This window comes from Paraprevotella sp., from assembly GCF_986071375.1.
Window position 1 is genome coordinate 81,227 of the sequence record NZ_CFQRNQ010000015.1, and the last position, 18,523, is coordinate 99,749.

General features: G+C 50.3%; 15 protein-coding genes. 8 read left to right on the forward strand and 7 right to left on the reverse strand.

Annotation, left to right across the window (positions count from 1 at the left end):
* Window positions 1–6 precede the first annotated feature (6 nt).
* The 3 genes from AC5RDV_RS09460 to AC5RDV_RS09470 all read left to right on the forward strand — a co-directional run bounded on the left by AC5RDV_RS09460 (window position 7) and on the right by AC5RDV_RS09470 (window position 5,687).
* Window positions 7–1,182, forward strand: coding sequence for a TolC family protein (locus AC5RDV_RS09460; protein WP_130893760.1), 1,176 nt, complete (start codon window positions 7–9; stop codon window positions 1,180–1,182).
* A 135-nt stretch (window positions 1,183–1,317) separates the two neighbouring features.
* Window positions 1,318–2,112 (forward strand): gluconate 5-dehydrogenase, encoded by a 795-nt coding sequence (locus tag AC5RDV_RS09465; RefSeq protein ID WP_039864973.1) that lies wholly within the window; start codon window positions 1,318–1,320, stop codon window positions 2,110–2,112.
* A gap of 221 nt (window positions 2,113–2,333) precedes the next feature.
* On the forward strand, window positions 2,334–5,687 hold the full coding sequence (locus AC5RDV_RS09470; protein ID WP_282746923.1) for an FG-GAP-like repeat-containing protein: 3,354 nt from the start codon (window positions 2,334–2,336) through the stop codon (window positions 5,685–5,687).
* Window positions 5,688–5,999: 312 nt separating this feature from the next.
* On the opposite strand, the gene folK is transcribed toward AC5RDV_RS09470, so the two are convergent.
* The 7 genes from folK to miaB all read right to left on the reverse strand — a co-directional run bounded on the left by folK (window position 6,000) and on the right by miaB (window position 11,745).
* Complete coding sequence (gene folK, locus AC5RDV_RS09475; protein WP_282746924.1) at window positions 6,000–6,503, reverse strand: 2-amino-4-hydroxy-6-hydroxymethyldihydropteridine diphosphokinase; 504 nt, start codon at window positions 6,501–6,503, stop codon at window positions 6,000–6,002.
* Window positions 6,503–7,564, reverse strand: a complete 1,062-nt coding sequence (gene queA, locus AC5RDV_RS09480; RefSeq protein ID WP_008627910.1) for a tRNA preQ1(34) S-adenosylmethionine ribosyltransferase-isomerase QueA — start codon at window positions 7,562–7,564, stop codon at window positions 6,503–6,505. The genes folK and queA overlap by 1 nt, the downstream gene beginning before the upstream one ends.
* A gap of 24 nt (window positions 7,565–7,588) precedes the next feature.
* Complete coding sequence (gene truB, locus AC5RDV_RS09485) at window positions 7,589–8,296, reverse strand: tRNA pseudouridine(55) synthase TruB (RefSeq protein ID WP_008627911.1); 708 nt, start codon at window positions 8,294–8,296, stop codon at window positions 7,589–7,591.
* An 18-nt stretch (window positions 8,297–8,314) separates the two neighbouring features.
* On the reverse strand, window positions 8,315–9,127 hold the full coding sequence (locus AC5RDV_RS09490) for an undecaprenyl-diphosphate phosphatase (protein WP_008627913.1): 813 nt from the start codon (window positions 9,125–9,127) through the stop codon (window positions 8,315–8,317).
* 2 nt (window positions 9,128–9,129) lie between these two features.
* Window positions 9,130–9,435, reverse strand: a complete 306-nt coding sequence (locus tag AC5RDV_RS09495; RefSeq protein ID WP_282746927.1) for a DUF3098 domain-containing protein — start codon at window positions 9,433–9,435, stop codon at window positions 9,130–9,132.
* A 28-nt stretch (window positions 9,436–9,463) separates the two neighbouring features.
* The gene (locus tag AC5RDV_RS09500; protein WP_282746928.1) at window positions 9,464–10,330 is read right to left on the reverse strand and encodes a cell division protein FtsX; all 867 of its coding nucleotides are present in this window, start codon (window positions 10,328–10,330) and stop codon (window positions 9,464–9,466) included.
* Window positions 10,331–10,419: 89 nt separating this feature from the next.
* Complete coding sequence (gene miaB, locus AC5RDV_RS09505) at window positions 10,420–11,745, reverse strand: tRNA (N6-isopentenyl adenosine(37)-C2)-methylthiotransferase MiaB (RefSeq protein WP_282746929.1); 1,326 nt, start codon at window positions 11,743–11,745, stop codon at window positions 10,420–10,422.
* 342 nt (window positions 11,746–12,087) lie between these two features.
* Between miaB and AC5RDV_RS09510 the strand changes: the two genes are divergently transcribed.
* The 5 genes from AC5RDV_RS09510 (at window position 12,088) to AC5RDV_RS09530 (ending at window position 18,428) form a co-directional block, all read left to right on the forward strand.
* Window positions 12,088–13,203, forward strand: a complete 1,116-nt coding sequence (locus AC5RDV_RS09510) for a helix-turn-helix domain-containing protein (protein ID WP_282746931.1) — start codon at window positions 12,088–12,090, stop codon at window positions 13,201–13,203.
* Window positions 13,204–13,272: 69 nt separating this feature from the next.
* Window positions 13,273–14,784 carry a butyryl-CoA:acetate CoA transferase gene (locus AC5RDV_RS09515; RefSeq protein WP_008627922.1) on the forward strand — a complete coding sequence of 504 codons (1,512 nt, stop codon included), beginning with the start codon at window positions 13,273–13,275 and terminating at the stop codon, window positions 14,782–14,784.
* A gap of 12 nt (window positions 14,785–14,796) precedes the next feature.
* Window positions 14,797–16,194 (forward strand): C1 family peptidase, encoded by a 1,398-nt coding sequence (locus AC5RDV_RS09520; protein WP_008627933.1) that lies wholly within the window; start codon window positions 14,797–14,799, stop codon window positions 16,192–16,194.
* Between the two features lie 33 nt (window positions 16,195–16,227).
* Complete coding sequence (locus AC5RDV_RS09525; RefSeq protein WP_130893764.1) at window positions 16,228–17,127, forward strand: diaminopimelate dehydrogenase; 900 nt, start codon at window positions 16,228–16,230, stop codon at window positions 17,125–17,127.
* A gap of 167 nt (window positions 17,128–17,294) precedes the next feature.
* A complete protein-coding gene (locus tag AC5RDV_RS09530; RefSeq protein ID WP_008627944.1) occupies window positions 17,295–18,428 on the forward strand; it encodes an OmpA family protein in 1,134 nt (377 codons plus the stop codon).
* Window positions 18,429–18,523 lie beyond the last annotated feature (95 nt).

An 18,523-nucleotide genomic window follows, 5' to 3' on the forward strand; every position in this document is an offset into this window, starting at 1 on the left:
ACAGTCATGAAAAGAATCATTCTTATCACAACCGTTTGCGCCTGTGGCTTGCTCCCTTTGCAGGCCCAGAGCGTGGACGAAGTGCTGCAGAGCGTGGCACAACATAACAAATCCATCCAGGCACAACAAAAAAACGGAGAAGCCGAGAAGATAGGCATCGAAGCTGAAAACGGCCTGGAAGACCCTACGGTGGAATACAGCTCTTTCTTTAGCAAAGGAGTCAACGGGCAGTCAGGTTCCGAACTGGTCGTATCACAAGGATTCGACTTTCCCACGGTATATAACAGCCGTAACCGTGCCGGACACGACAAGAAAGAAGCCGTGGACTACCGTGCCGAAGCCTTGCGCCGCAACGTGCTGCTCGAAGCCAAGACCCTTTGCCTGGACATGATACGGCTGAACCGGCAAAGAGACTTGCTAAACAAACGCATGCAAAATGCCGACGAGTTGTTGGCCCTGTACGAAGAGCGGTTGAGAGCCGGTGATGCCACAGTCATCGAGGTGAACAAAATCAAGATGGAGCGCATGAGCATACAGACAGAAGTCCTGCAAAACCATACCGACCACCGCACGGCCTTGCAGTCGTTGCTGGCTCTGAACGGCAACATGCCGCTCACGTTTGAAGGACGGGAATATCCCATCGTCCCGTCTCCCCTCGACTTCGACGCTTTGTGCGATGAAGCACTCGGCAACGATGCAGAACTCAAAGCCGCCGAAGCCGATACACGGGCTGCCGAACGCACCCTCACGGTCAACCGTCAAAAATGGCTGCCCAAACTGGAAATCGGGTACCGCCGGAACACGGGCGAAGGCAGCAAAGAGCACGGTTTCCTTGTAGGAGGCTCCATCCCGTTGTTCTCCAACCGCAGACAAGTAAAAATGGCGCAGGCACAATCCATCGGTGCACGCTTACAAGCGGACGAAACGCGCCTGAAAGCGGAAGCTGCCTTGCATTCCGGCTTCAACGAACTTCAGCAACTGGGACGAGCCATGTCGGTGTACGACCAACCCCTGATGACGCAGACGCTCGAACTGCTGAAAGAAAGCGTAAAAGGCGGCGAACTGTCCGTGACGGACTACTTTGTGGAAGCCGACCAGATTTATCGCAACCTGCAAGCTTTCATGGAACTGGAGTGCCAATATCAGAAAGTGGCTGCCACGCTGTTTAAGAACAGGTTATAGAGACCAACATCCTACCGGAAAAAGAAAAAGGAAAAAGATTCTCGTCAAATTGTGTGCGTATGTCAGTTACTTTTTCTAACTTTGCCGGAAAGGAAAACGCATTATTAAATCAACAAGAACATGGAAAAGAATTTTTTGCAGAATTTCTCTTTGGAAGGCAAGGTTGCTTTGGTTACCGGAGCATCTTACGGAATCGGGTTCGGCATTGCGACGGCTTTCGCACAGTGCGGTGCCACCATCGTTTTCAACGACATCAAGCAGGAATTGGTGGACAAAGGACTGGCCGCATATAAGGAAAAAGGTATCGAAGCCCACGGCTACGTGTGCGACGTGACAGATGAAGCAGCCGTCAATGCCTTGGTTGCCCGTATCGAAAAGGAAGTCGGCGTGATAGACATCCTCGTCAACAATGCAGGCATCATCAAGCGCATCCCGATGACAGAAATGTCGGCCGCAGAGTTCCGCCAAGTCATCGATGTGGATCTGAACGCCCCGTTCATCGTATCGAAGGCTGTCATTCCCGGCATGATCAAGAAAGGGCACGGCAAAATCATCAACATCTGTTCCATGATGTCCGAACTGGGCCGTGAAACCGTATCAGCCTACGCAGCAGCCAAAGGCGGCTTGAAGATGCTGACGCGCAACATTTGCTCGGAATACGGAGAATACAACATCCAATGCAACGGAATCGGTCCGGGCTACATCGCTACTCCTCAAACCGCTCCGTTACGTGAACGTCAGCCGGACGGCAGCCGTCATCCTTTTGACAGTTTCATCGTGGCCAAGACCCCCGCAGCCCGTTGGGGTACTCCTGAAGACTTGCAAGGTCCGGCCGTATTTTTGGCTTCTGATGCTTCCAACTTCGTCAACGGCTTGGTACTGTATGTGGACGGAGGCATCTTGGCCTATATCGGCAAACAACCGAAATAAAAAAACATTTCCCACTCTATTAAAATCCGGTGTCTTGCATCCACGACACCGGATTTTTTATTATGACCTCCCCTTTTTTCTATCTCATTTGCGGCAAAACCTATAAGAAATCCTATTTTTATGCCAAAATGATAATTATTGAATCAAAAAGCCCATCTTGATTGCCTGTAACAGGCTATCTTTATCCCGACTAATTCTAATGTTATATACAAAATGTTATCATGAGAAACTTTACATTGAAGCCTTTGCTATTCTGCACCGCGCTGGCAGGAATGGCATTTCAAGGCACGATTAAAGCGCAAGAGATCACGTTCCGTGCGGCAGAAAACGAAGAAGCAGATGCCATCGGGGTAAAGACGAGCGACGGGGTGCCCGTCGTGGCAGACTTCGACAACAACGGGTTCATGGACCTATGGGCACCGGGACAAACCTATGAATGGCGCCCCACTTCGGAAGTGGACGAGAAAGGAGAAGTGATTTGGACATGGCAATGGTACGATGACCTCCCCCTTTCGTTCAACAACGGTGACGGCACATGGAACGTCAGAAACCGTGACAGCGGCACAGGTCTTCCATTCGCCTACGGTGGCATTAGCAACAAGGCTTTCGACTTCAACCAGGACGGCTTGGTGGATTTCATCTATCCGAGCGTCAACGTGGGTTGGACATTCGAAGCCAAAAGAGCTTTGCTTTTGGCCATCAACAACGGTGACGGCACTTTCACCATGAAAGAAGATGCCGCACTGGCAGAAATTGTCCCGGCACTCCAGAACAACAAATGGAACCAGCAGATACAGAACAGCTGCATCTCCATTGCCGACTACAACAAAGACGGTTACCCTGACCTGTTGATACAGTTTGAAAACGAAAACCCGTGGGAACGCGCCGTATGGCTGTTCAAGAATGTGGAAGGTGACCACTTTGAAAGAGTTACCGACCCATTCATCCCCGAAGCGGGCAAACCGTTTATCCCGCAATGCGCCGGAAGCATATCCTTCGGCGATTTCAACAACGATGGATGGCCGGACATTGTATCCACCGGATGGGGAGACGGTAATGAGGAATTAGGAATCAATGGGGGAGGACAAGTACATTTTTACCGTAATATGAAAGATGGTACATTCCAACTCGCCGACACCGATTTCGGTGAAATCAACGCCATTTCCGAGAAACTAAACTTCCCTTATGGTGAGGAACATTTCATCACTGTCGTAGACTATGACCAAGACGGCAAACAGGACATCCTTGTTTTCGGACAGACAGGTTTCCAAGGAGAAGCCATATACGCTCAAAATGGCAAAGTAGCCTTGATGCTGCGTAATGTCTCAACTGATGAAAAGTTTGCTTTCGAGGAAGTTGAAACCCAACTTTATCCTTTGTCGGGCGCAAATGTCCGTCTGGCTTCATTGGCCGATTTCAACGGAGACGGTTGGATAGATTTCGTAGCCAGAGGATGGAACGGAGATTGGCATACGGCCATCTCAAGCAGTACCGGCTCATACGACGGTTACTACATCACGGAAGATGTTCCCGACGCGGAAGACAACACCGATCCTATCCGTATTAAAGAAGCCTACATGGCCCACGGCGACCTGAACAACGACGGCCTGCTGGATTTGTTTACACAAGATAATTGCGACCGCTTGTCGTGGACTATCAATACCACCGAACCTGATTACGGCATACAAGTCCCCGGAGCACCCGAAGACGTGAAAGCCGAATACAACGCGGAAACGAAACAGCTCACCGTGACCTGGGCTGAATGCTACACTCCCGACACGGAGAGCAAAGCTTTCTACAACCTGTATTTAAAGAACAAGGCCACGGGTAAGACCTTCATGATTGCCCCGGCCAACCCAGAAAACGGCAAGCAACTCACATACACCGCATTCTCCGGTTACGTGAATCCTACTACCTATACATTCGAGGGAGTGGAAGAGGGCAACTACACCGTCGGCGTACAGGCCGTGACTTATTCTTGGCAAGCTTCAGAATTCTCGACCACAGACGTCAACCTGAACGAAAACCCGGCTCCTGCTTTCACCGTAGTGTCTACCGACCCTTCGGGACGGAAAGAAATAGAGTCCCTCTCCCACATCACGCTGAACTTCAACGAAGAAGCATATCCCAATGCCATGGAAGGCGCACCGGCCATCACCTTGACCAACAGCGCATCCGAAGCATTGGACATCACCCTGAAGAAAGTAAGCGGACAGGCCAAACAGATACAAATCATCCTGCCGCCCACGATTGAAGCCGGCACATACACGCTCACCGTACCCGAGAAAGCCGTCTGCCGCACTAACGGAGATTGGAACACGGCCTTTACAAAGACATTCACCACCACCGGAATAACGGCATACATGCCTACCGGCATCGAGGGAGACGAAGGCAACTACGGCTCTTTGAAAGACTTCACCCTCACTTTCCCGGAACAGACAAACGCGCAGGTCAATCCCGAAGCTACCGCATTGGCTTACATGGTGAACAACGATAACGATTACCAAGTTCCGGCCACGCTCTCGCAAGGCAACAAGCCCAACCAGATCAAACTCACGCTGGACGAAGAACAGAAAACCGAAGGTTCCTACACTCTCGTCATTCCGGAAGGCCTGATCCAACGCGTTGCCTACACGGAAACAACGGGAGAAGAAAACGCAGAAAACGCCACAGTGTTGCTCAGTTCGCCCGAAATCAAGTACGACTATACCATCGGGCTCGACTTCGCCCCCACTGGCATCACGCCTGCCGCAGGAAAAGTATTCTCCCTGAAAGACTTCACCATAGAGTTTGCCGAGGGGACAGTACCGCAGCTCAACGAAGAATCCGCAAGCCAGGCCTACTTGCTCAACGGCAAAGACGGCAGCCAAGTAGCCGCCACGCTAGCCATCGGTACGAACACGACCGAAGTCATTGCGACATTGGCCGAAGAGGTCAGCGCAGAAGGTAACTATACCTTGGTCATCCCGGCCCGCATGATACAGCAGACGAGCATGGATGAAGGCGACGGCACAACCGAGCCTACGGTAAAAACAGAGTATGCCCCGAACTTAAAGTACGACTACACGATTGGACACGACTACGAACCCGTATCCATCACGCCTGCTGAAGGCACGGTGAATTCCCTGCATGAATTCGTCCTCCAATTCGTGGCAGACACCACCTACGCTGCAATCAATACTGAGAATGAAGACAAGGCCTACCTTGCCGACAACAGCGGGGAAAGCATAGAGGAAGCCACGTTGGCCGCCGGTGACAATCCCAACGAAATAAAAGTCACTCTGGCCAATGAAGTAAACACGAAAGGCACTTACACGTTGGTTATCCCGGCCAAGATGATCCAGCAATCGGCCGGAGAAGAGAATCCAACTGTTGTAGACTATGCTCCGCAACTGGAATTCATCTTCACCGTCATGGATGGACAAAGCATAGAAAGCATCCTGAATGAAGCAAACACGGCAGAGGTATATACCATCAGTGGCATATTAGTAAAGAGAAATGCCACCCGTGAGGATCTGAAAGGCTTGAAGAAAGGCATTTATATCATCAACGGAAAGAACGTGCTCGTGAAATAAAAGCCACCATTTAAAGAACTGGCAGAAACCACAAAGGGCTGCCCCGTCATCGCTACGGGACAGCCCTTTTTCCATCCTTCCGGCAAACGGATGTCATGAATATTCAGCCTTGAAAACACCTTGCGGCAAACGGTATTTCATTTGCCGCAGAACGGAAAATCAATCTCAGGAGATTGAAAAATCGTTTGGCTGAGAAAAAAATGTTAATTTCAGGAGATTCGTAAAGTTCTGAACAACAAGGAAATAATAAGCCTTATTCCATTCGGGAAAATAGTATCCATGACAAATATTTTCTTACCCGAAAATGAAGCCTTACCGGTCTGCCAACGCAGCCAGAAGCTCCCGGAAAGTCCGTTTCAACACCGGATGAACAACTTTTGGTGCCACCTCGGCCAAAGGTTCCATGACGAAACTGCGTTCGTGCATCAACGGATGGGGCAAGGACAAGTGTACTTTCCTCCCCTCTTCCCCAGGCACATCGAAATCCGCCTCCATCACCACGTCGCCATAGAGCAACAAGTCGATGTCAATCGGGCGGTCGGCATACACCCGGCCCGTACTCTTGCTGCATCGCCCCAGTTCCCGCTCCACAGCCTGCGTGATATGAAGAACCTCTTCCGGTGTTTTCCCCGTACGCAATACAGCCACGGCGTTCAGGAAAGGATGTTCGGAGCAAAACCCCCAAGGCTCCGTTTCATAAAAAGCGGACAGGCTTTTCAATCTGCCTATCCGCTCCACCAATATCTCTACGGCCCGGTGCAACAACCGTTCACGATCGCCCAAGTTGCTGCCCAGGCCCAAATACAAGTCCGTCATCAATCGTTCAGTATAAGCATGGCATCACCGTATGTCCCGAAACGGTAACCTTCCTTCAAGGCTTCCTTGTAGCCTTGCATCACCAAGTCGTAACCGCCATAAGCTGCCGTGAGCATGAGCATCGTGCTATAAGGCATATAGAAATTGGCCACCATACAGTCGGCTACGCCGAATTCATAAGGCGGGAAAATGAACTTGTTGGTCCATCCGGTGAACTCCTTCAGGTTGCAGTCCGTCCCCACGGCCGTTTCCAACACGCGCTGCACCGTAGTTCCGACGGCACACACGCGATGCCCGCCCTCTTTTGCCGTGTTGACGATGCGGCAGGCATCCGCGCCTACGAACATTTCTTCACTGTCCATCTTATGCTTGGTCAAGTCCTCCACGTCTATGTCACGAAAACAGCCCAAGCCGCAGTGCATCGTAACAAAGGCGAAATTAACGCCCTTGATTTCAAGACGTTTCATCAGTTCCCTTGAGAAATGGAGTCCTGCCGAGGGAGCCGTGACAGCCCCTTCGTTACGGGCAAAGATACATTGGAAACGCTCCATGTCCTCTGGTTCGGCCGGACGCTTCACTATATGTTTGGGCAGCGGAGCCTCGCCAAGCGCATACAGGGCGGCCTTGAACTCGTCGTGCGGCCCGTCGTACAAGAAACGGAGCGTACGCCCGCGCGACGTCGTATTGTCGATGACTTCTGCCACCATGGAATCATCTTCACCGAAGTACAACTTGTTACCTATACGGATCTTACGGGCCGGGTCGACCAACACATCCCACAGGCGCAAGTCCTCATTCAGCTCCCTCAACAAGAACACTTCGATACGTGCACCCGTCTTTTCCTTGTTGCCATAAAGGCGGGCTGGGAACACCTTGGTATCATTGAAGATAAACACATCCTTGTCGTCGAAATAGTCAAGGATGTCTTTAAAGTACTCGCGATGCTCGATATCCCCGCTTTTCTTGTGCAACACCATCAAACGGGATTCGTCACGATGGCGCGCAGGATATTGGGCAATCTGTTCTTCAGGCAATTTGAATTTGAATTGTGACAGCTTCATATAGAATAGTTCTTCTTATATTGATTAATTATCTTCTGTTATCTCTATCGTCTGGCGATCCAACCACTCGGCAAAACCGTCCAGTTTCAGGCAGTCTTCCACTTTGACATCCCCGATTCGCGTACGGCGCAAGGCCGTCAGGTGGGCACCGCTGTGCAGGGCCTCGCCGATGTCACGGGCCAACGCCCGGATGTAAGTACCTTTGCTGCATACCACCCGGATGACGATTTCCGGCAGTTCGCAACGCAACAGTTCCAGTTCGTCGATGACCAAGGTCTTGGCTTTCAGTTCCACCTCTTCCCCTTTGCGGGCCAAATCGTACGCACGGCTCCCGTTCACCTTGCAAGCCGAGAAGACAGGGGGCACCTGTTCTATCGTGCCTACGAAACGAACCAGCGTTTCCTCCACCATCTCACGCGTGATATGTTCCGTGGGATACTCCGCATCCACGGGCTTCTCCAGGTCGAACGAAGGCGTGGTAGCCCCCAGACGGAGCGTGGCCACATACTCTTTCGTATGAGCCTGAAGTTCCTCTATCCGCTTCGTTGCCTTGCCGGTGCAGACGAGCAGGACACCGGTGGCCAAAGGATCGAGCGTACCGGCATGTCCCACTTTCAGTTTCTTCACTCCCAATCTCTTGCACAACAGGTAACGTACCTTGGCCACCAACCCGAACGACGTCCACTCGTATGGCTTGTCAAAAGCCAATATTTCTCCTTTCTTGAAATCCACTTAAGCGAATTTTAACGGTTAGAGGCAATGATGCACGATGAGCGCGACACCCACCACGGCACAATAAACGGCAAAATATACCAACTTGCCTTTCTTGACAATATTGATCATCCACTTGCAAGCCAGGCATCCCGACACGAAAGCCGCCACGAATCCCACGGCAAGCGGCCACATCCCGATACCCGCAGAAGCAGCTTCTACCCCGTGGGTCACTCCCTTTGCAATATCGAGTATGGCTTCTCCCAAAATGGGAGGCATCACCATCAGGAAAGAGAACTGGGCCAACTTGGCCTTGTTGTTACCCAACAGCAAGCCCGTGGCGATGGTCGTACCGGAACGGGACAAGCCGGGCAACACGGCGCAAGCCTGGGAAAGCCCGATGACAAAGGCATCACGAAGGGATATGTTCTCTTTCTGGCGGGGGCGAGCATAGTATGAAAACGTCAGCAGCAAAGCTGTCAGCAACAGACAAATGCCCACAACCAACAGGCCGCTGCCGAATATCATCTCCACATAGTCCTTAAAGAAAACCCCCACAATGCCCACAGGTATCATGGAAACCAAAATATTCAGGGCATAACGTTGGGATTCGTTCATCCCCGGCCCTTTGAAGTCAAACAACCCCTTGAATATCCACACGATATCTTTCCAAAGAATCACCAAGGTGCTGAACACCGTAGCCACATGGACTGCCACCGTAAATGTCAGATTGGCTTCTCCTTCTATCCCGAAGAAATGGGAAGCGATGGCCAGATGCCCGCTACTGCTCACCGGCAAATATTCCGTCAGGCCCTGCAAAAGGCCCATCAACAACGCATCTATTACATCCATGCTTAATCCTTATTGATTGTGGTGTCCGTACCGGACATTTCGTCTTTCTTTTCCCCGGCACCCTCATTTTCTTCTTCCAACGGCGTATATGCAGGCTTCCGCAAAATGGCATAAATGATGAACAAAAAGCCAAACAGGCAAACCATTGGAGCCACTTTGATGCGGCGCACACTGAATATGTCCGGATTGAATACCGTCTCCGAACTCCCGGAACCGGACATAAGGATGAACCCGATGATTACAATCGCCATCCCGACGGCCAACAACATAAAATTCACCTTGTCGAAAGCAAAATTTCTTTTATCCATAAACCTCTATTTATTATATGTTTCCTATTTAATACAAATCACCGGCTTTCATCCGCAGAAACTTGTTGACGGAGAGGTACGTACAGCCCAACGTAAGCAAAAGGCCGAACAACAGCACCGCCGCCCCTACGGCGAGCAACATATCGACATGGATATATTGGGAAAGCGAAGGGTCGTATCGCAAAAGGGTATGTACGCCTCCCAACAGCACAGCATCGGCCAACAAACCGGACAAGAACCCGAGGTTGAAACTCCGTGCCATAAATGGCCGACGGATAAATCCCCAACTCGCTCCTACCAATTTCATCGTACGGATAACGAAACGGCCGGAATAAATGCTCAACCGGACCGTATTGTTGATAAGCGCAAAAGAGACCAAGGCCAAAAGCACGGCCAAGCCCAAAAGCACGTAACTTATACGCCGCAAATTGTCATTCACCGTGTCGACCAACTCTTTTTGGTACATCACATCCTCCACCAAAGGGTTCTTTTTCAACTTCGCAGTAATCCATGCCAAACTGTCGGAGTTGGCATAAAGGGCATTCATACGTAATTCAAACGAGGCCGTGAAGGGATTGGCCCCGAGAAACTCGGACGGATCGCTGCCCATGGCCTTGACTTGCTCTTTCAACGCCTGCTCTTTGGACACGTAATCCAAAGCATACACATAACGTTCGTCCGTCAATGCCCTCCGGAATCCATGGATGTCCGAACGGCTTGCTTCACCGTCAAGCAAGACCGTTACCGTCAGGTTTTCCTTCACGGAATCAGACAAACGTTGGGCAAACAATATAAAAAAGGAGACGATTCCCAACAGTATCAACACCAACGTGGTACTGACACCGGTCGTGAACCACTGCATCCCCAAAGAACCTTTTGCTTTTTTCTTTCCCATGACTTCTATCCGGCCGTATTTACGTATTTTACAAAAATACAACGAAACACGGGGATTGGTTCTCTCTTTAACAGCATTTAACTTGATTGTCAGTCTTCTACCACCTCTCCTTTCAGCGTAGCCGAAGAACTTCCGCTAATTCTCACCTTTACAAAATCACCGACATGATGCTTTCCCCTGTCGAACACGACCACCTTATTCTGCTCCGTACGTCCGAACAACTGCTCTTTGGAACGTTTGCTCACACCCTCTACCAACACTTCATAAACCCGGCCTTCGCAATGGCGGTTGCTCTCTGCCGAGAGTTCATTCTGCAAAGCGATCAATTCGTTCAAACGCCGCACCTTCACGTCCTCCGGCACGTCGTCGGGCAAATGCTTGGAGGCATACGTCCCCGGCCGCTCCGAATACTTGAACATAAAAGCACTGTCGTAGGCGCATTCACGCATCAACGACAAAGACATTTGATGGTCTTCTTCGGTCTCGGAACAGTAACCCGAAAAAATATCTGTGGACAAACCGCAATCCGGCACAATCCGACGAATGGCCGCCACACGGTCAAGGTACCATTCACGGGTGTACTTGCGGTTCATCAATTTCAGGATACGGTCGCTCCCGCTCTGCACCGGCAAATGGATATGCCGGCACACATTGGGTTCTTCCGCAATGACACGCAACGTGTCATCGCTCATATCCTTCGGATGGGAAGTGGTGAAACGCACGCGCATCCCGTCGGCCTCGTGTGCCACCAACCGCAAAAGTTGCGGAAAAGAAACTGTCTTTCCGTCGCCCCCCACATGGAGGTAAGAATTCACATTCTGCCCTAAAAGCGTGACTTCCTTATACCCGCGCTTTTTCAAATCCCTCACCTCATTCAGGATGCTTTCCACATCCCGGCTGCGTTCCCGTCCACGCGTGTAAGGCACAATGCAGTAATGGCAAAAATTGTTGCAGCCACGCATGATACTGACAAAACCGGAAATATGCGAGCCGCACACACGTTGCGGAATCACGTCCTTGTAAGTTTCCGTCACGGACAGTTCCACGTTGATGGCCTTATGCCCCAGCTCCACTTGGGCTATCAGGTCGGGCAGGGACAAATAAGCGTCGGGGCCTGCCACCAAATCCACATGGTGGTTCTCTATCAATTCTTCCTTCACCCGTTCGGCCATACAGCCCAACACGCCGATAACCAAATGCCGGCCCTTCCGTCTCAAAGCATGCAAAGCCTCCAGACGGTTGATGATTTTCTGTTCGGCATTATCCCGTACGGAACAAGTATTCAGGAAAACGGCATCCGCCTCATCCAGGGTTTCGCACGTCTCGTATCCTGCCATACGCATCACCGAAGCCACCACTTCACTGTCGGCCACATTCATCTGGCAACCATAAGTTTCTATAAAAAGCTTTTTCATGCTGTTCTTTCAAGTTCAGGCTGCAAAGATAACGAAAGGCGAGCGCAGAGACAAGCAAAAAGGCAGTTTTCTGGCTTGGCTATGCTGAGCCGCATCTTATCCTCGTGAAACAAAGACAGTCAAAATCATACATATAAGTACCATTTACTTCTGCAAAGAAATTGAAGAAGAAACACATCTTCTTAAAAAAGACTAAAGACGAAGTTAAAATAGAGTACAAATTATTATTATCAAAGAAATAATTGCGATATTTGTTCCCGAATGAAAACATTAGATTTTTTCATAGTTAAGGTTTAGTTGAGTAAGCGGGATTTGTGAAAACCCCGCTTATTTTTTTAAGTAATGCAGATTGGTCTATACGGCAATAAAATGAGCGATGATACCACTTACATACAACTCATGCAGTACACGGCGGGGACAAGTTTCATGTTCCTGCTATGGTTGTGTGCATACTTTTTCCGGAACGGAAGCGGTAACCGACTCCGCCAAATCACAGGTTGGGTCCTGCTCGTATGGGTCATACAGTCGGTCAAGGATATTGCATTGATATGGTATCCTACCGTCCGGTTCGAGTTCCTTCACCATGTTTTCGTACTCATCGACATGACAGCCGTCCCCACCTGCGCCTTCCTGCTGTTCGAACTCACACGCCCCGGTTCCATGACACTCCTGCGGGCTGCACTGCATGAAATACCGTTCATCCTCTTCATACTCATCTACGCGTTCCATCCCAAGGATATATTATACGAAAGTGCCATCGCTTGCGCCGTGGCATACGGTACGGCCGTGATGCTTTACGTCTTGTTCGAAATACCGGCTTATCACAAGCGGCTGAAGCAAAGTTATTCTTACCACGAACGCATCGACCTGCGGTGGCTGTACATCATCCTTCTCTCTTTCGTGGTGTTCCTTGCGGTATGGAGCCTGACTTCCACCTACTACTCCGAGTTCAACGACACGCTGTACTACCTGCTCACATGTATCATCTGGTCGCTCATCAGCTACTTCATCAACCGGCAGGAGCAAGTGCTCGGCTCATTGACGACCCGTTCGCACCAGGACGTTGAGATGCCCCAAGAAAACGGAGAGGAGCCACATCAATTCACCATCCACTTGCATCGGATTTTCGAGGAAGAGCATCTCTACCTCAACCCCAAGCTGACTATCATGGACTTGGCCCAAGCCATCGGCACAAACCGCACCTATATTTCCAATTACCTGAACAATGTGTTGGGCACAACATTCTTCGATTATGTCAACCAATACCGCCTGTCCCATGCAGAACGACTTCTTCGGCAAACCAAAATGCCTATCGAAGAAATAGCTGACCGTTCCGGCTTTAATTCACGGAGTACCTTCCGGCGCGCCTTCCTCAAAAGGTTTGGTTGCGCCCCGAGCCAGTACCGCCTTCATCACTTACCAAAAGAAATAGAAAAGGAAATAAGCCTGACACGATAACACCTTTCAAAAAAAATAGCTAACTTTGCGCCATATTAAATAAGGTATAACTATTAAGCAATCAACTCTATGGGATTCAACAAAATCACAGCAGCCGAAGCTGCTGCCCTCATCCAAAACGGAGATACCATCGGACTGAGCGGCTTCACACCCGCCGGTGTGCCTAAAAGCGTACCGGCAGAGATAGCCCGAAAAGCAGAGAAAGAACATGCTGAAGGCAAAGAGTTTAAAATCAACATCCTTACCGGCGCATCTACTGGACAAAGTTGCGACGGCATGTTGGCCAATGCCCAGGCCATCAAATTCCGTGCCCCTTACACCACGAACAAAGACTTCCGCACGCATGTCAACAATAATGAGATTTCGTATTCCGACCTCAACCTTTCCAACATGGCCACTCAAATCCGCCAAGGTTATCTCGGACAAGTAGACTGGGCCATCATCGAAGCTTGCGAAATCGAACAAACAGGCAGTAAGGCTCGTATTTACCTGACGGCCGCAGGAGGTATCAGTCCCACCGTCTGCCGTCTGGCACGCAAAGGCATCATCATCGAAGTCAATGCCTTCCACAGCAAAAAGTGCATGGGTATCCACGATGTGTACGAAATAGAAGACCATCCCTACCGCACGCCCATCATGATCATGAAGGCGAGCGACCGCATCGGCAAACCCTACGTGGAAGTGGATGCTGACCGCATCAAAGGCATCATTGAATGCAACATCCCCGACGAAGCTCGCTCTTTCAAGGCCCCCGACCCCATCACGACACAAATCGGAAACAATGTGGCCGACTTCCTGTTAGCCAACCTGAAAAGCGGGAAAATACCACCTACTTTCCTTAATTTGCAAAGTGGGGTAGGCAGCGGGGCCAACGCCGTTTTGGGCGCATTAGGCCAATGCCCGGACGTCCCGAATTTCAGCATTTACACCGAAGTGCTTCAGGATGCCCCCGTACAACTGATGCGCGAAGGCCGCGTACTCTCGGCATCAGCCTGTTCGCTCACCGTGACGAACGAATGCCTGCAAGGCATTTACAACGACATGGACTTCTTCAAAGACAAGCTCGTGCTCCGTCCTTCCGAAATTTCAAACAGCCCCGAAGTCATCGCCCGCATCGGCGTATGCTCTCTGAATACGGCCATCGAGGTGGACATCTACGGACATGTAAACTCTACCAAGATCTGCGGCACGAAGATGATGAACGGTATCGGCGGTTCGGCAGACTTCACCAACAATGCTTATTTGAGTATTTTCACTTGCGGTTCCACCACCAAAGGCGGAGCCATCAGCAGCATCGTGCCTTTCTGTTCCCACATCGACCATACGAGCCATTTCGTAGATGCCGTCATCACGGAATACGGCGTGGCCGACCTGCGTGGAAAATGCGCCATGGAGAAAGCAGCAGAACTTGTCAAGGTAGCCCATCCCGACTATCGTCCGCTTTTGCTCGACTACATGAAGTACGCAGCCCAAAACGGAGGACACACCCACCACTGCCTGTCGGCAGCATTCGCCATGCATGACACTTACCTGCGCAAGGGAGACATGCGACTGACCGACTGGGCCGAATACGTAAAATAACACCAGGACTTTATGAAAAAAACATCATTATTATTATATCTGGCCTTTCCGTTCTGCGGCAGCATTTCTTTCGCCCAACAGGCACTCACCCCCGAAGTCCTGCAGACCTTGAAAGAGAGCTACTCGCACGACGATGCCCACAAAGCCATCCGGAATGCCGTAAATGCCAACTCCATCAAAAAGCTTACGGCCAACAGCGAACAGGCGGCTACGCCCGACACGTGGTTCAGCCACAAGGTGAAAAGCTCCGGCATCAGCGACCAGAAAAGCAGCGGACGTTGCTGGCTGTTTACGGGTACCAACGTGATTCGTGCACAAGTCATGGCCCGTACGGGCATGAAAAATTTCTTTTTCTCGCAGGCCTACAACTTCTTCTACGACCAACTGGAAAAGAGCAACCTTTTTCTTCAAGGCATCATCGACACGCGCAAAAAGCCCATCGACGACAAAATGGTGGAATGGCTGTTCCGTAACCCACTGAGCGACGGAGGGCAATTCACAGGTGTTTCGGATCTGATTGAAAAATATGGGCTTGTCCCCAAAGAGGTCATGGCCGAAACTTACAGCAGCGACAACACCAATGAATTTTCAGCCCTCTTGAAAAGAAAATTGCGCGAAGACGGCATGTTACTGCGCGAAGCATCCGAGAAGGGCGCCTCCGAAAAGGAATTGGAACAACAGAAGGTAGACATGATGAAAACGGTTTACCGCATGTTGGTCTATGCCTACGGAGAGCCTCCAACTTCTTTTACTTGGGCACCGAAAATCGACGGGAAATATACAGAAAAGCCCAAGACTTACACGCCCCAAAGTTTCTACAAGGAAGTATGCGGCGGAGAAGACTTGAACGCCAATTACGTCATGCTGATGAACGACCCTTCGCGTCCGTTCAACCAAGTATATGAAATCGATTATGACCGTCACACTTACGACGGACACAACTGGCTGTACATCAACCTGCCCATCGAGGACATCAAAGAAATGGCTATTGCCAGCCTGAAAGACAGCACCATGATGTACTTCAGTTGCGACGTGGGCAAGTTCCTGGATTCAAAGAAAGGTACGCTCGACTTGAACAACTACGACTACGGCAGCCTCTTCGGCACGACGTTCGGCATGAACAAGAAACAACGCATCCAGAGCTTCGACAGCGGCAGCACCCACGCCATGACGCTGATGGCCGTCGACCTCGACGATAGCGGCAAGCCCAAGAAATGGATGGTGGAAAACAGTTGGGGCAAAGATGCCGGCTATCAGGGCCATCTCATCATGACGGACGAGTGGTTCGACGAATACATGTTCCGCGTGGTCGTCAACAAGAAGTACTGCCCGCAAAACGTTCTGGACATGCTGAAACAAAAGCCCGTCCGTTTGCCGGCATGGGATCCCATGTTCCAAAATGAACAATAACATACACACGAACTCAATAACAAGACAACGGAAATGAAAAAAATCAGAGCAGCCGTAGTAGGTTACGGCAACATAGGACACTATGCCTTGCAGGCACTCGAAGCCGCGCCCGACTTCGAAGTGGCAGGTGTCGTACGCCGGAACGGGGCTGAAAACAAGCCCGAAGAACTGGCCAAGTATAACGTGGTGAAGGACATCCGCGAATTGCAGGACGTAGACGTAGCCATCCTGGCCACGCCAACCCGTAGCGTGGAGAAATACGCTAAAGAAATCCTCGCGCTCGGCATCAACACAGTGGACAGTTTCGACATCCACACCCAAATCACTTCACTTCGCCGCTCGCTCGACGAAAGCGCAAAAGCCGGCAAGGCTGTGTCCGTCATCTCCGCAGGATGGGATCCGGGTAGCGACTCCATCGTACGCGCCATGTTACAAGCTATCGCCCCGAAAGGCATCACCTACACGAATTTCGGGCCAGGCATGAGCATGGGACATACCGTAGCCGTGAAAGCCGTGGAAGGAGTGAAAGCTGCCCTCTCCATGACCATCCCCACCGGCACGGGCATTCACCGCCGCATGGTATACATAGAGGTAAAGGAAGGATACGAGTTCCAGAAAGTAGCCGCTGCCATCAAAGCCGACCCCTACTTCGTCAACGATGAAACCCACGTCATAGAAGTACCTTGTGTAGACGAGTTGTTGGACATGGGACACGGTGTCAACCTGACACGCAAAGGCGTATCTGGAAAGACCCAGAACCAGTTGTTCGAATTCAACATGCATATCAACAACCCGGCGCTGACGGGACAAGTATTGGTTTGCGTGGCTCGCGCCTCGATGAAACAACAACCTGGCTGCTACACGATGATAGAAATACCCGTCATCGACCTGCTGCCGGGCGAGCGTGAAGATTTGATAGCCCATTTGGTTTAACCGCTCCCTGCGTATCCGGTCGTTTAAGACTTAAAACAAAGTAAAAAGAGGCCGAAAAAGCCTCTTTTTACTTTTAATAACATAAAAACAGAATGAACTTCCACTTTTATATGTACCTTTGGGATAGGTTATAAATAACATATTTATTAATTTTCAATTAAACAATTATGAAAAAGTCTCTACTGTTATTAGCGGGTGTATTAGGTATAAGTAGCCTGAACGCCCAAACGACTGAGGAACAAACTACAAAGTTCCGTGACAATTGGTCTATTGGTTTGAATGGTGGTATTGTGACTCCGCTCAGCCATAGTGCATTCTTCAAGAATGCCCGTGCCACCGTGGGTATTGATCTCAACAAGCAACTCTCTCCGATTTATGGCTTGACATTTGAAAACATGTGGAGCATCAACACGTTCGAGAGCAGTGCAGCTTTTGATGCAAGCAATCTGATGTTGTTGCACCGCATCAATTTAAATAATGTGTTCTGCCGTTACAAAGGCAAACCTAGCCTGTTTGAAGTTGAAGCATTGGCCGGTTTCGGTTGGTTGCACGTAAACGACGCATATTACGGAGAAGACGGGGACAAGGACGGCAACTGGCTTTCTTCAAAAGTAGGCTTGAACCTCAACTTCAATTTAGGTGAAAAGAAAGCATGGACCATAGCAGTAAAACCGGCTATATTGTGGAATGTAACCCAGTTTGGAAAAGACAACATCAACTTCCATTCCGACCAAGCTGCTTGGGAAATCACAGCAGGCGTAGTGTACCACTTCAAGAACAGCAACGGCAAGCACTACTATTCCAATGGTTGCAGCCATGCAGACCAGATTGCAGCCCTGAACGCCACCATCAGTTCGATGGAAGCTGAAGCTGCAGGCAAGGACCGTGCATTGCAGAACGCACAAAAAACCATCAACGACTTACAGAAGGATTTGAATGACTGCAAGAACAAGAAGGTGCCAACCACGGCTACGCAGACTGTAGAAAAGAACGAATACGTAGTCATCTTCCGTCAGAGCAGCAGCAAAGTAGACGCGCTCCAGATGCCGAATATCGACCGTTTGGCAAGCTATTTGAAGAAGAACAGCAACGCCAAAGTCACCATCTCAGGATACGCTTCACCGGAAGGCAACGCCAAGTTCAACCAGAAGCTGTCTGAAAAACGCGCGGAAGCCGTGAAGAACATTTTGGTGAAAGAATACGGCATCAGCGCCAACAGAATCGAAACCCAAGGTAAGGGAGTGGGCAGCATATTCGGTAAACCGGCTTATAACCGTGCAAGCATCTGCGTGACCGAATAATCATACAACAATCTTTAATTAAATCACAAAAAGAGGGCGACCTTTGGGCCGCCCTCTCTTTATTTACTAAAAAAGGTTACTTCCTAAAAAATATT

Excerpts from the sequence above, each read along its gene's own strand:
- AC5RDV_RS09460 (WP_130893760.1), top strand. The coding sequence starts at position 7 with ATGAAAAGAATCATTCTTATCACAACCGTTTGCGCCTGTGGCTTGCTC.
- AC5RDV_RS09470 (WP_282746923.1), top strand. The coding sequence starts at position 2,334 with ATGAGAAACTTTACATTGAAGCCTTTGCTATTCTGCACCGCGCTGGCA.
- folK (WP_282746924.1), bottom strand. The coding sequence starts at position 6,503 with ATGACGGACTTGTATTTGGGCCTGGGCAGCAACTTGGGCGATCGTGAA.
- queA (WP_008627910.1), bottom strand. The coding sequence starts at position 7,564 with ATGAAGCTGTCACAATTCAAATTCAAATTGCCTGAAGAACAGATTGCC.
- AC5RDV_RS09490 (WP_008627913.1), bottom strand. The coding sequence starts at position 9,127 with ATGGATGTAATAGATGCGTTGTTGATGGGCCTTTTGCAGGGCCTGACG.
- AC5RDV_RS09495 (WP_282746927.1), bottom strand. The coding sequence starts at position 9,435 with ATGGATAAAAGAAATTTTGCTTTCGACAAGGTGAATTTTATGTTGTTG.
- AC5RDV_RS09500 (WP_282746928.1), bottom strand. The coding sequence starts at position 10,330 with ATGGGAAAGAAAAAAGCAAAAGGTTCTTTGGGGATGCAGTGGTTCACG.
- miaB (WP_282746929.1), bottom strand. The coding sequence starts at position 11,745 with ATGAAAAAGCTTTTTATAGAAACTTATGGTTGCCAGATGAATGTGGCC.
- AC5RDV_RS09510 (WP_282746931.1), top strand. The coding sequence starts at position 12,088 with ATGCAGATTGGTCTATACGGCAATAAAATGAGCGATGATACCACTTAC.
- AC5RDV_RS09515 (WP_008627922.1), top strand. The coding sequence starts at position 13,273 with ATGGGATTCAACAAAATCACAGCAGCCGAAGCTGCTGCCCTCATCCAA.
- AC5RDV_RS09520 (WP_008627933.1), top strand. The coding sequence starts at position 14,797 with ATGAAAAAAACATCATTATTATTATATCTGGCCTTTCCGTTCTGCGGC.
- AC5RDV_RS09525 (WP_130893764.1), top strand. The coding sequence starts at position 16,228 with ATGAAAAAAATCAGAGCAGCCGTAGTAGGTTACGGCAACATAGGACAC.
- AC5RDV_RS09530 (WP_008627944.1), top strand. The coding sequence starts at position 17,295 with ATGAAAAAGTCTCTACTGTTATTAGCGGGTGTATTAGGTATAAGTAGC.